Genomic DNA, 13,968 nt, shown 5'->3' with positions numbered 1-13,968 from the left:
AGAGCACTATGAAGGTTTCTCTGCCAGCATTTGAAAAAGCCAGAGTGTTAGTCGTCGGCGATGTGATGTTAGACCGCTATTGGGTTGGCCCTACGGGACGTATCTCCCCCGAAGCCCCCGTACCTGTGGTGAAGATTAATCAAGTCGAAGACAGACCCGGCGGCGCGGCCAACGTGGCGCTCAATATCGCGACCTTAGGTGGTCAAGTCCTACTTGCTGGGCTCGTCGGTCAAGACGATACCGCCAACGCCTTAACGCTTGGCGTGCAAACCTTAGGGGTTGAACCCCAATGGTTAACCATTGCTGACAAGCCAACCATCACTAAGTTACGGGTGTTATCACGTAACCAGCAGTTGATCCGACTCGATTTCGAAGAAGCCTTCGACAAGGCCGATAGTGTGCGTTTGCTCAAGCAATCTGAGGCTTTACTCAATTCCGTCGATGTGGTGGTGTTGTCTGACTATGCGAAGGGCGCTATCGATCAGCCGCGAGATTTCATTGCGCTTGCCCGCGCAAAAGGTGTGATGGTGTTAGTCGATCCTAAGGGCAGTGACTTTGGCCGTTATCAGGGCGCGTCGTTGATCACTCCGAATATGAGCGAGTTTGAAGCCGTTGTTGGCACTGTGACCTCAGAAGCGGATCTGCTGGAAAAAGCCCGTGGCTTACTTAAGCAACATCATTTCGATGCCATCTTAGTCACCCGCTCTGAAAAGGGCATGACCTTAGTGACCGCTAATGCGCCCGAGCTGCACATTCCTACCGTTGCCCGTGAAGTCTATGACGTGACGGGTGCTGGCGATACTGTGATTTCTGCCTTAGCAACCTCATTAGCTGCGGGCGCCGATTTACCGCAGGCTTGCGCAATTGCGAATACCGCCGCTGGCGTAGTGGTTGGTAAGCTTGGCACTTCTACCGTGAGCCGCATTGAGCTTATTGAAGCTTTGGCTTTGCATCATGGAGAATCGGGTTTTGGTGTGGTGAGTGAAGATCAGCTCGCCTATGCCTTAGAGCAGGCTAAACTGCGCGGTGAGCGTGTGGTGATGACCAATGGTTGCTTTGATATTTTGCATGCGGGCCACGTGAGTTACCTCAAACAAGCCAAAGCCTTAGGCGACCGTTTGATTGTTGCAGTAAACGATGATGCCTCGGTTAAACGCCTAAAGGGTGATGGTCGTCCAGTCAATCAGGTTGATCGTCGTATGGCCGTGTTGGCGGGCTTAGCCTCTGTCGATTGGGTGGTGCCTTTTAGTGAAGATACGCCGCAGCGTATTATCACTCGCTTGCTGCCAAATCTACTGGTTAAAGGCGGCGACTATAAGCTCGAAGACATCGCAGGCGGCGCTGAAGTGATTGCCGCCGGTGGTCAAGTACAAGTGCTGGGCTTTGAGGATGGTATTTCAACCACGGCGATTATTCAAAATATCATGGCTAATCAGTGAGCTTAGTTGCTCTGGTATTTGCATCTAGCTTGTCTTGGACGCCCATTGCCGATAAGCAGGCTTTGATTTGCCCTTTACCAGAGCTTGGCACTTGCTTGGCATTATTGCCTAAGCAAGTGTTGGCGCAGCTTCCGGCCACGCTAGATCAATTTAAGCGCGATTTAGGCCGCAGAAGTGCCATGGTCATGCCCGTCGATGACAATAAGATTGCGGGCCTAGTCTTAGTCAATGAGTTGCAGACGCCGCAAGTGCAGTTAGCCAGTGTCGATCTCGTGACTTATCAATTACCTTTGCTCGAACAGCCGCAATTAACCCTATGGCATGAGCTTGGTCATTTGGAGAACCTTGCCCTGCAAGGCACAGTGTTACCGACTCAATTGAGCGCATATCAGCATGAATGGCTAGCCGATATCTATCTGGTTTGGCGTATCGCGCGGGAGCGAGGTGATTTTGCCTTGGCGTGGCAGCAATACCATAGACGCAACCTTGATGCGTTAACAAGTCCGCAATACTTGTCGCATTGGAGCTCGCCAATGATGATACAAGTGTTGCGTCACTACGAAGTGGCTCAAGTGGCGAGATTCACCGATTATCGGGATTTTCTGGCGGTTTTTTATCCTAATATCGATCAATTAACCCCTAGCGTATTGCGGGAATATTCCAGTTTAATGCAGCGTACTTTTGGGGCGAGTGTGTTGCAACCGCTTCCTAGGTATCTTTTTTGGCGCAAAGCCGCCTTGGGAGAATATTTAAAACCGACGCTAGTTTTGCTCATGGGAGAGGCTGAAGCACGCGACTGGTTGGTACAAAATTCAATGTTATAAAGATGTTAATGTAAACCGTGTGCAACACTGTTAAAATCTGAACCTTAGCTGAACAAAAACGAAATACGCCCGTCTACCACGAGTGAACAGCAGTAATCCCTAAGTGGCTTTGGTAAGCTCTGACCCTAAAAATAAAAGGGGGACTTTACTATGGCTAAACGCTCGCGAGTACAAACTGAGCAGACCATAAATCAGATTATGGATGAAGCGTTAAGGCAAATTTTGACTATTGGCTTTGAGACTATGTCTTATACCACGTTATCTGAAGCTACTGGCATTAGCCGCACAGGTATTAGTCATCATTTTCCACGCAAAACCGACTTTTTAGTACGTTTAGATGGCCGTATTGGCAATCTTTTTGTGGCGGCACTGGATTTCTCTAGCCAAGAAGCGTTGGAAACATCCTGGATGCAGGCGATGCAAGAAGAGCATTACCGTGCAGTATTGAGGCTGTTCTTTAGTCTCTGTGGTGGGGCTAATAATGAAATCACCCTCTTTAGAGCGGTGAGCACGGCGCGTCAGCAAGCTATTACCGAATTAGGCATAGCGGGTGATCGTACCATCAACCATTTGTTGGGCCGTACGGCTGTGATGTTGCTATCAAACTTCGATGTGGCAAAAGCGGCATAAATGGATTCACCCTGAATTCAGATAATCACTGCGACAGCTAATAAAAAAGGAGCCTGATGGCTCCTTTTTTATTAGCTGTGATATTCGATATTCTATATTGTCTAATCGTGATGTTGTGAGTATTTGCACCGAGTGTAACGGAATACATTTTTGCTGCTTAAATTATTCCTCGTTGATGTATTTATGTGCCATATGGATTTAATTAAATTTACTATCCAAATTAAACGGTTTGGCATGCTGTATTTGTTGGCGAAATATGGTTTTGAAGGGATTTAATCTGGAGGGGTGATTGCAAACTATGTAGATGACATGTAACAATGTGTGGTATTTTTATTAATTATTGAGATTTTGGTCGTATGATAGGGAATGCTGTTAATTTATGGATGAGACTTATGGTTTTGTTTTTTACTATATTAGTGCCCTCATCTACCTATGCTATCTCTATCGGTGGCATCCAAAAAAATTATCTTGCTGAAGGTAATTTTTCACTGAATATCGTTCAAGATACAACACCCTATTTAAGTCAATCTGTTAGTTGTGATGACAAAAGTTCACTATCGAATGTCTCTAGTTCATGCGGAACATTAAAGTGGTTTCGTAATCAGGTAAGTTCGAAAAATTTACTTCCAGGAGAATCAATAGAAGGAAGCTCAAATATACTTCATCAGGGTATCTTACCCGTTGGCGATTATGAGTATCGGTATCAAGAGTGTCATGCTGCTGGGGCATGTTCAGCTTACTCAACGCCTGTAAAAGTTTCAGTGAAACCACTGAGCCTCCCTGCTCAACTAAGTCTTGATACTCCGTCATTTTCTAGTGTTGAATTGAAATGGACTTTACCATCGAATGGGGATTTTTCACCACAAGATAGTGTTGTTGAACAGAGTCTTAATGGTGGTTCATGGAGTAAGGTTTATGTCGGGAATAAGACCAATATATTATTGGCGACGTCGCAAGGAAAATATGACTATCGAGTTAAAACTTGTTCGTTTGGTCAATGCAGTGGTTATGCATATTTTGTAACTTTAACTCAGCAAGAGTCAGTTTCTGCAGGAGTTATTAAACAGTTAGATTACAAGTTACTTACAGATAAATACGGAAATTTTTATTTAAAGCCTCCGAAGAAATTTGTCTTGCTTGCGGGTAATATCAATATACCACTTTTTATAGACAGTGATATCCCGACTCTATTGCTCACGGATTCTTCTGGGGTTTGGAGTCTGTATCAAGTTAACTCTGCACAATTAAACGGTAAGTTATTAATTGAGAAAAGCGGCTATCAACTCACTTATCGTGACTATGATGGTGATGGTCGCTTGGATCTTGAAGTGCGGTTCAACGCAGTGAATCAATTACCCGGCTTTGCTATTTTGGATATAGCATCACCATATCATTCAATATTGGTTATTTCTGATATCGATCCTCTTGAACCCAATCCTGAAGCAGAAATTAAACCAACCTCTGTCGCAAATCCGTTGGAAGACACGGATAATGGCGAAGTTGTAGGTTCTATTCCTGCCGAATTGAAAGTGACCCCCATGGGGACGGCTTCTTATTCAGTGCCAATAGAGCAAGGTCCAGGAAGTGCTGGCATTACACCTAATTTATCTTTGCAATATGACAGTAGCCAAGGAAATGGCTGGCTTGGTATGGGATGGAGTATTAATGGTGTATCCGTTATAAGTCGCTGTTCCCAGAATAAAGAGCAAGATGGTCAGGCGTTAGCGGTTAACTTCAGTAATACTGACAGATTTTGTTTAGACTCTAAGAAGTTACTTATAAAAGGTGTAGACTCAAGCGCTTATGGTTATTTAGGTTCAAAGTATCGATTTGAAACAAATGAACCTCTTGATATTGAAATTACCGATGCTGATGTTGATGGTCCGACAGAATTTACTATTAAGAGTAATGATGGTTCAACGTTAGTATACAGTGCAATGAATTTAATACCTTCCGCGACAGATAATGGTCGTTTGGGGCGTCCTGCTGCGGCATGGCCATTATCTAAGAAAATTGATGCTGCGGGCAATGAAATTAATTTCGAGTACGAGTCGAACTCTCCTTCCAGTCTGAGTTACAGATTGAAAAATGTTGTCTATGCAAATGGGTTGAATAATATAGAGTTTAATTATGAAGATAGACCTGATAGTCAAATTGGCTATGCTGGTGGCTTCCAGTTTAATGTAAGCAAACGATTGAAATCGGTCATTTCTTATGTCGATTCACAGGAGCTGAGAACTTATTCATTAGAGTACATTCAGTCATCAACTTCCAATCGTAGTTTGTTACAATCTATCGAAGCGAGTAGAGGAAGCAGCTATCTCCCCAAGACAGTATTTGACTGGAAACAGGGTAGTTTTAATTATTCACCAGAATTAAAATATAGTAATAATGAAAACTCAAGTTACCATAATAATCGAGTACAAGGATTGTTGCCTTATTTGTTACTCGATATGAATGGTGATGGTAAACTGGATTATTGGAAGATTAGGGCTGTTTCGAATAGTCAATATGACGATATTATTTTTATTACGGGAGGGGATAACTTTGAGCAATATGCATACTTTAATGGTAAGGCAAGTTTTGAGTTCAGGACCAGCGCAGAAGTTATAGATGTCGATAATGATGGTCGGGATGATGTTATCTTTAATCAGGGCGGGCAGTGGCATATTTATCATTCAGTTCTTGATGCCGCACAACCAGACAAAATTGACTATAATATGGGAAACCCTCCAATACGAACTAATGTAGAGGTGCTTAATCGTAATATCAAAATTGCAGATTTTAACAGCGATGGTTATGCTGATATTTCATATGTTCATAATGGTGAGATATATGTCCACTATAATACATATTTAATCCATGGTTTAGGTACATTTGCCACTCCTGTTAAGTTTTTAATACCAGAGCTTGCACAAGCTCATACAAAATTCCCAGATTTCGTTAATAACTATGATTTAAACGATTTTTTGAAAGTCGTCGACATAGATAATGACGGTGTAAATGAGTTTTTAGTGCCGATTGTTGATGCTGAGATATATCGTGGTAAAACTTTCATAGGTTATTCAGGTCAATGGTTACTGGCATCTAAAAACCGAGATGGTGAAATTGCCAAAAAGTTTTTTTGGGGGAATATAATTCAACGCATTATAAAAACTATAGACCTGTAGGTGGTAAGGGGGGGAATTGGCAATGGCATAGTGGAGCAAATGTTTGGCAGTCGTTAAGAATTGTTGATTTGAATGGGGATGGCTTAGCTGATTTTGTCTATGTAAGGGGGCTGGGGGCTGATAAGTCTGTATATGCAAAACTTAATACAGGTGCCGATCAATATAGTTCTGAGATTTTATTGGGTAAGGTTGGTGTAGATGAGCGTTATAACCCAGTTTTCGATATAAAAGATTTCAATGGGGATGGTTATGCAGATCTGTTGACTTTAATCAGCGGGGGGAATAACTGGGATGTCTACTATTTTGATGGTGAGAAAACATCTGAAACCCAATTAACTAATATTCCTTTTGCAAATAACATTGTCACACAGTTTGCAGATATCAATGCTGACGGTACCCTCGACTTTATCTCCCATTATGGGCGTTTGAGTAATTGGCGAAATACTGGTGGACTAAGAGATGTTATTGAGGGAATTACGGATGGCTTCAATAATTCGACCTCATTTCGATACGGCACTATTACTCAGCAAGCAGCCGCAAAATACTATGTTCGTGATGTAGATGCCCCTCAAAAACGGTGGGGTAATGGTGGAATAGTGCTCGACGTGGCTCAACCCATTAAGGTTGTCACTTCAGTCCAGACTAAAGACAGTTATTTGACTTACCAGTACAGGGGTCTTAAGGCACAGCATGGGCGTGGTATATTGGGTTTTGCCGAAGTTTCAAACTATGAAAAGTTAACTTCGACTAAGCGCGTAGCCTATTATCGTCAGGATTTCCCCTATACAGGTTTACTGTATAAGACTCAGACCTATCATGTGACACCTGTTGATTCAGTTACACCTCCTCGGCCCCCTTGCCATGACTGCGAGCCCAAGCCCTGCTTTCCAGGTAAAATTTGTCCCAAACCTAAAGTGGCAATGCCACTTTCCATTGTGTCGGTGAATGATGCCAGTGATGATACTGCAGACAACAGCTCTCGCTTGCTGTCCGAGACGAGCATTGAGTATAAAACGTATACAGGTAACGGCATTGGTAAAGGTTATATATATCCGTATAGTGAAACTGTCAGTAACTATGATGTTAAATCTGGTGCACAGTTGAGCTATAGCATTACAACTAATAGCCTTATGGATGCCTGGGGTAACAAAGGTAAAGTTGAAGTCATCAGTAGGCAATCAGCAGGTTCGAACGATTGGTATAAAACTGTGACTGAAAATGCTTATGGCAAATTTAGTGATTTCATCGGCGGGAGATTAGAACATCAAAAAGTCAGTTATTCTCGTAGTGGATTGATTGATGATATCAGTCGAATTAGTCATTACGAATATGATTCTTTAGGGTTATTGGCTGCTGAAGAAAATGATGGAGCTAAAGGTCAAGGAAAATCGAGTAATGATCCTTCTAGTGCAAACTACTATTTAAGAAAATCCTATATTCGCGATGGCTTTGGTAATATTGTCGTGCAAAAAACGCAGGGTGATGGCATTAAGACCCAATTTGTAGAATACAACTACGACCCCTATGGTCGTTATCCGGTTAAAGAGACGCATTACCGAGGCTTCCCCACAGACGATACTACCTTTGTCAGCGAATATCGTTATCACCCCATTTTCGGTAGCCGAATTAGCGAGCAAGATCCTAATGGTCTGATTACTGAGTACGGATATAGTCAATTGGGTCGACTTAATTTCAAATCGAGTCCAGACGGCACTCATAGCACTATCGACCAACAGCCGTGTGTCTCAGAATGCGTCACAGATGCCTATTATTATCAGCTGACGACCAATAGCCATGGTGGTGATACCATGGAGTTTTTTGACTCATATGGTCGTAAATTAGCTGAGAAAACAAACGTGGCGAGATCTTATGCTGGTTCTTCTCTGACGAGGGACTGGCAGTGGACGCGTTATCGCTACGATAAACAGGGGCGGGTAACCGCCACTTCAGTACCACACTTTAGCGATCTAGGTTTAGTGCAGCTTGAGAAGGGAAGTGATATCACAGCATTACCTCGTGGCTACTTAGGTGCAGAATACGATGAGTTAGATCGCAAGATAGCGACCACGGATGCCAAAGGTAATGTTTGGACTACATCCTATGATATGTACACTATCACGGAAACTGACCCCGATGGACGCAGTACCAGTAAAACGGTTAATACTATTGGCGAACTGGTTGGGGCAAGCGATGTTGATGGTATCAAGCTCAGTTATAGCTACAATGCTGCTGGTGGCTTGGTCAAAGTAGCAAGGAATCATTCGTCTGCATCGGGCAAGAGTGGTCAGATAGTTACCCGCAATGATTTCGATCACTTGGGGCGTAAAGTCAAGATGGTAGACCCAGACAAAGGCACCATTGAATATCGTTATGATGCGCTGGGTAATGTCATCTGGCAAAAAGACAACAAGGGCCAAGTAACGACTCAAGAATACGATGCCCTCAGTCGTCCTTTGTCATTTAAGCGTCAGTTTGCTAACGGCGTATTAGATCAACACACGACTTGGACATATGATGAGAAGCCTAATGGTAAGGGGCAAGTCAGTCGAATAACTGACCATGTTAATCAGATAGTTCAACATTTTGAATATCACTGGCTGTCAAAAGTAAAGTCGCAAATAGTTGAATTTGGTACTGGTGCAGCAATACAGCGGTATAAAGAAAGGGTCTTTTTTTACGGTCCAGAACATGCCTACGCAGCTAAAATTACCTTTGATACGACGGGGCACGGCATCAGCCATAAATATGTCGATCATACCTTAGTTGAGAAAACTAACCTTAGAAATAATCGCTTGTTGTGGCGCTTCGGCGAGGCCGATGCTTGGGGTAACACACTAGAATACAAACTGGGCAATGGTCTGGTTACTAAGCAAAAATTTGATCCATACAATGGTAACCTTAACACCATAGAAACGGGTAGTTATGGTCAAGTGCAGAGTCTGAGCTATCTTTTCGATATTTATGGTGATCTAGAATTCCGCTGGGATAACCTAAATAATGTACAAGAGCATTTTGGTTATGACGATTTACATCGTCTGACCAAAGTCAATCTGACTAATCGCAGTGGCAACAGTTTGACCAAAGTTGATTACGACGAATTGGGAAATATCCTCTTTAAAACCGGAGTGGGTAACTATCATTATGAGACGGCGAGGCCCCATGCTGTAAGTCGGATCAGTAATGGCGAGTTGGCTGGTAGCTTCAGTTATGATGCTAACGGCAACATGATGCAAGGGGGTGGCCGCAGTCGCGTCGATTACAACACTTCTGACATGCCGACCCTTATCGAGGCGGGCAGTCAGCGCACTGAATTCAAATATGGCTTCGGCGGAACGCGTTTTAAACGCACAGATATCGACGGCAACACCCGTAAAGAGACTCTCTATGTGGGTAACGTTGAGTACACTAAGACCAATGGTATGGTCACCTTAGTTCAGCGTCATCTTGCCGGAGTCGCGGTGGAGTTGGACTATTTAGGGGGGAACGCCAGACAGGAGTTTCATTTTCTTTACCGTGATCATTTGGGCTCAGTTACTGTGATGACGGACATCAATGGCGCCGTGGTCAGTGAGCATAGCTTCGATGTTTGGGGTCAACGTCGGGCATTTAATACGGGTATTACTAGTCCGCTAAAACTGCTCAACGGTGCATTGGCTTTTGCTCACAAAGATTACAATCGCGGCTTCACTGGCCATGAACATATAGACGCATTGGGTATCATTCACATGAATGGCCGTGTCTACGATCCTCGGTTGGCGCGTTTCCTGTCGGTCGATCCATTGGTTGCCGATGGTACCGATTTACAGGCATACAATCGATACAGCTATGTGCGTAATAATCCCCTTAATGCAGTAGATCCTAGTGGCTATAATCCAGTGGTTATTATTGCCCAAGTAATAGGGGCACTGGTGGCTGCCAAGGTTGTAGCGGATATAGTCGTAGTCGCCTACTACATTTATGTCATTTATACTGCCGTAGATACCATTTACAACTCAGTGCAGGCGTTCAAGTATGGACAAGGAGGATTCGGCGCCGTCTTCAGTGCCGCTATGGCGGCCTATGGTGCCTATGGGGCAGTGTCCGGACTGACGTCCATGTCCAGCGCCAAGGGCACGGGGACAGAGGGAACCCTTGGCAAAGGGGGGGGCAATGAAGGAACCGGAGCTAGTAAGGGTGTAAAGACATATTCGGCTCAGGCTCGGGAAGGTTGGGTAGAAACATCTGCTGCACGAGAGGTTGACAGATTTGTTGAATATGGTACTGGCTCATTTGAAGGCGGAGTATATGACTCACAACTTGGTACTATCCACAGTCCAGACATGTTTGCTACACCAGCAGTTGGGGCAACAAGTGGTATGCTTCCTACTGTTATTTCAATTGGTGTGGAAGGTACGGGTGTGTTTGGTGTTGCAGGTATTGTTGGCGGTGGCGGCTTCTACGTTGACACAGTAAATCGTGCCGTGGGAACCTATGTCAAATCTGGCGTCGGAGTGTCAGGAGTGAATGGTGAAGTGTGGGGCGGGGCGGAACTGTCTGCGGCAGTGACTATCGATGGCGCATATTCAGTCGAAGCCCTTGGAGGCACTTCTGCTCAGGTCAGCCTCCAAGTTGGACCTGTGGGTGCAGATTTCAGTGTGCCTCTGCCAGCATCTCCAAATAGTGCCTTAAATACTGGTGGACTAGATTTTTCAAAAGGTTACGGTTTGAATAAAGCTGGAGGATTTGACATTGGAGGAGGTTACGGTAGCAGCATTTCCACGGTTACAGCTGAGACAATAGAGTTATTCAGGTATTAAAATGAAATATAGAACTTACTATTATTTACTATTCTGCGTAGGGATCTCTGGAATGATGATTTCCTTCATGTACCCCTGGTTTTCTGTAGTGTTTTTCCTGATATGGATATTGGGGATGAATTTCGTTGCCATGACCTGGGTGAAGTGCCCTCGCTGCAAAAGGGGACTCATATGGGCCGATGCCCCATCCAACTGGAAGACATTTTTCACCAATAAGTGTGTTGACTGTATGGATGCTGAACGTGAAGAAAAAGTGAGAATTAAAGAAGCCGAGAAGAAAAAGAATAAGGGTCCCCAAGATTAATCATTACAATGCAGGATTGAGCCCAAATGAATCAGAGCGACGATTTTGGGAAGATTCTAAAGTTGTGGCCAAATTTCGGTTCCAAATGCGCCAGATATCATCGGTGAGCAGTTGTCATTAACGCTTGAGTCACCCAGTATCCTTCCATTACCGGAAGGATATTATAACGTAGGCTATGGTGTGACATTCTTTGAGAAAAGTGGTTGGTAGTGAAATAATAGCCAGGAGTAGAATTGGATGTTTGAATTACGTTTATTAAAATTGGTTGTATTATTTTTTTATTGATACCACCATTATTTATTTATTTCGTTATCATGAAAGATGATCATAACTTTATTCGTGTGATGAAGGGTGTTAGTAATTCAGAAGCATATCAGGCCATGAAACTAGAAGGGAATCGTAATCTAGAAGTGAAGATTAGATTTTCCGATTTCTATGATTGTTTGCTAACGTATAAACCCTTATGGAAGAGGAATATTCCGAAAGGTAATCCAAGTGAAGATTATTATTTGGAGGTTTTAGTGTCGCCAAATGATCTACTACTTTTTAATGTAAGGAGTAGTGAAGCATATCAAGTGAGAGTAAGAAGTATTGATGAGAATGGTATTTACCAAGACTCATCCGATACTTATGCAATTAATTGTGATGTTGATTTAATTGAAATGGCCTTAGAATAAGGATAAATAATATCGCTTAGTCGGTAAGCTAATATCGAGTTGGGCTAAAGAGCTGGGATAAAGGGGCCATAGCCCATGCCCCCTTATTATAGTTGTAGTGTTATTGTATTCTTTGGTGGCACGGCACTCAGGGTTAAATTAATATGGAAAAACATGAAAGTTATTGCAATTGTCTTAATGTTACTAACATCAAATCTCTGTGTCGCTGACGTCAGTTGGACCGACAATAATTATAAAGGAAAAGGTGTTGGTGTTGTAAACGTATATCCACAATGGGATAAACATTGGATTACATTTCAAGGCACCGACGGGAAAATGTATTTTTACTATTGGGGGAACTCAGAAGAACCAAATGAAAGAGCAAAAATGTTTTTAAGCATGTTGCTTACTGCATTCTCTGCCGATTATAAAGTAAGTGTAGCGGCTGAAACCACAAGTCAAAATGGTTGGTATGCATTTACTTTTTTAAACTTACATAAATAGTATAAAGCGTTTTAACGCCTGAGGCATAGACACGAAATTTTTCGTGTTGAATCATTCACTAAATGATATAGCTGTAACAGGCATATAAAAACTGATTTGGAGTAAGAATTACTTATGAAGAAAATGATATTTATCTTAAGTTTTATATTGGCAAATGTTAATGTAGTATATGCGGGTTATAACGATAATATGGTTGGTGAAGTGACTGCTGTTATGACATATGCCAATGGTTTGATACTGTTTCGCTTACATAATCAACCATCCTCCCATGCTAGTTGTAATAGTAGTTATTTTGCAATTGCTACTAATGTAACTGATATTGCAGTAAGCAGAATGTTATCTAGACTGTTAGTTGCACATACGACTAAGATCCCTGTTAATATAGGTTTCGATAATGCAGGAGACGGTGGGGATGGTTATATACGTGTCCATCGAGTTGGTTAGTTTTTAGTTATTTATATTATTTACATTGTAAAATTGTTTTTAGCTAACTTTAATTATGGATAAATCCTTGGCAGGCGTGACGCTTTTTAAAATAATAATAACTGAGACGTTTATAGCGATCTTTTCTAAATTTTTAAGGGCTGAATTTAGTGATGCCACAATTTTCAAATCCAGCTTTGTTAGTCATAACATACTGGCTAAATACGATGAGCAAACCGCTTGAACAATGGATCCATATAGGAATGACGAGATGAGTATTAAAACAATTTTTCAGGTATCACCCTTAGCGTTCATGGCTCTGTTGCCTTTGGCAAGTGTGCAGGCAGCCTTGCCTAGCTGCAGTAGTGCATCGGGTGGTTATTGCCAATACACTGGAAAAGTGGCCAATCTCTATGTTAATTCCGGGAATACGATATTGATGTATTTCGATACCCCCATGGATCCTGCCAATGCCAGTGTCGCTGGATTTTCGGCCTCCAATGGTAATGCCGGAATAGTTAAAATTGACGAAAATCCTGAATTTGCCAAGTTATTCTATTCCACCGCTCTGGCGGCACAGGCGAGTCAGAGGAATGTTTCTGTGCAAATGCACGGCACTGTCAGTGGCTACCTTAAAATAGATAGAATTTGGCTCAAGGAATAGCATCTTAAAAGTTAATACACAGCCATGATTATTTATAATGAAATTTTCAAGAGCAGCTTGCTATTTATGACCTTCGGAGAGAGTCCTTTGGAAGTGATGGCGCGGTTAATTATTGGCTAAAAATGATTTATAGATTTTTTACTTTAATGGAGATTGCATGAAGATAGTCATTATATTTTTTGCTTTGTTGATTTCTAACGTTGCAGAAGCATCTACGACTGATTGTCAAAACTTGTATGTAGGCAGAATTTGGGTCGAGAAGGGCATTGGTTTAAAGGCAGTGGTATATTTGAATAACCGCGACGATAGCTCTGGCTCCTATTGGAGTTATTTTACGGGTTGGACTGAGGATGATAAAAAAGCAGTTTTATCCAGTTTGATGGCGGCCAAAGTATCTAATCATAGAGTGAATGTGGAAACCGAACATGCTGATAAATGTGGACTTCAAACCGGAAGCAGAGTGACTAAGGCGCTCTTTTGGACAACGAATCCATAAATCTTGCTCTTTAATTAAAAATAAGTAATTCAGATTAAAAATTTATTTTCAATAGTTTGTTA

At 42.5% G+C, this 13,968-nt stretch carries 11 protein-coding genes; all 11 read left to right on the top strand.

From position 1 onward, the window contains the following. The first annotated feature begins 8 nt into the window (after positions 1 to 8). The 11 genes from hldE (at position 9) to Q4Q49_RS06550 (ending at position 13,906) form a co-directional block, all read left to right on the top strand. Complete coding sequence (gene hldE / locus Q4Q49_RS06600) at positions 9 to 1,439, top strand: bifunctional D-glycero-beta-D-manno-heptose-7-phosphate kinase/D-glycero-beta-D-manno-heptose 1-phosphate adenylyltransferase HldE (RefSeq protein WP_311998955.1); 1,431 nt, start codon at positions 9 to 11, stop codon at positions 1,437 to 1,439. Continuing rightward, on the top strand, positions 1,436 to 2,263 hold the full coding sequence (locus Q4Q49_RS06595) for a hypothetical protein (RefSeq protein ID WP_311998954.1): 828 nt from the start codon (positions 1,436 to 1,438) through the stop codon (positions 2,261 to 2,263). Before hldE ends, Q4Q49_RS06595 begins: the two co-directional genes overlap by 4 nt. 150 nt (positions 2,264 to 2,413) lie before the next feature. Continuing rightward, positions 2,414 to 2,893: a TetR family transcriptional regulator gene (locus Q4Q49_RS06590; RefSeq protein ID WP_311998953.1), complete on the top strand. Its 480-nt coding sequence runs from the start codon at positions 2,414 to 2,416 to the stop codon at positions 2,891 to 2,893. A gap of 392 nt (positions 2,894 to 3,285) precedes the next feature. Then, positions 3,286 to 6,063 carry a SpvB/TcaC N-terminal domain-containing protein gene (locus Q4Q49_RS06585; RefSeq protein ID WP_311998952.1) on the top strand — a complete coding sequence of 926 codons (2,778 nt, stop codon included), beginning with the start codon at positions 3,286 to 3,288 and terminating at the stop codon, positions 6,061 to 6,063. After that, the gene (locus Q4Q49_RS06580) at positions 6,018 to 10,859 is read left to right on the top strand and encodes an RHS repeat-associated core domain-containing protein (protein ID WP_409373156.1); all 4,842 of its coding nucleotides are present in this window, start codon (positions 6,018 to 6,020) and stop codon (positions 10,857 to 10,859) included. The genes Q4Q49_RS06585 and Q4Q49_RS06580 overlap by 46 nt, the downstream gene beginning before the upstream one ends. Positions 10,860 to 10,911: 52 nt before the next feature. Further along, the gene (locus Q4Q49_RS06575) at positions 10,912 to 11,163 is read left to right on the top strand and encodes a hypothetical protein (RefSeq protein ID WP_311998950.1); all 252 of its coding nucleotides are present in this window, start codon (positions 10,912 to 10,914) and stop codon (positions 11,161 to 11,163) included. 314 nt (positions 11,164 to 11,477) lie between these two features. Further along, on the top strand, positions 11,478 to 11,840 hold the full coding sequence (locus tag Q4Q49_RS06570) for a hypothetical protein (protein WP_311998949.1): 363 nt from the start codon (positions 11,478 to 11,480) through the stop codon (positions 11,838 to 11,840). A 153-nt stretch (positions 11,841 to 11,993) separates the two neighbouring features. Beyond that, complete coding sequence (locus Q4Q49_RS06565) at positions 11,994 to 12,323, top strand: hypothetical protein (protein ID WP_311998948.1); 330 nt, start codon at positions 11,994 to 11,996, stop codon at positions 12,321 to 12,323. 114 nt (positions 12,324 to 12,437) lie between these two features. Next, complete coding sequence (locus tag Q4Q49_RS06560; protein ID WP_311998947.1) at positions 12,438 to 12,767, top strand: hypothetical protein; 330 nt, start codon at positions 12,438 to 12,440, stop codon at positions 12,765 to 12,767. A gap of 250 nt (positions 12,768 to 13,017) precedes the next feature. Then, a complete protein-coding gene (locus Q4Q49_RS06555) occupies positions 13,018 to 13,410 on the top strand; it encodes a hypothetical protein (RefSeq protein WP_311998946.1) in 393 nt (130 codons plus the stop codon). 157 nt (positions 13,411 to 13,567) lie between these two features. Further along, complete coding sequence (locus Q4Q49_RS06550) at positions 13,568 to 13,906, top strand: hypothetical protein (protein ID WP_311998945.1); 339 nt, start codon at positions 13,568 to 13,570, stop codon at positions 13,904 to 13,906. The last annotated feature ends 62 nt before the right edge of the window (positions 13,907 to 13,968 follow it).

The sequence above is a fragment of the Shewanella sp. SP1S1-7 genome, from assembly GCF_031932105.1.
GTDB lineage: Bacteria > Pseudomonadota > Gammaproteobacteria > Enterobacterales > Shewanellaceae > Shewanella > Shewanella baltica.
Note: the sequence above shows the minus strand (reverse complement) of the source record. Positions and strands in the feature narration are given on the sequence as shown.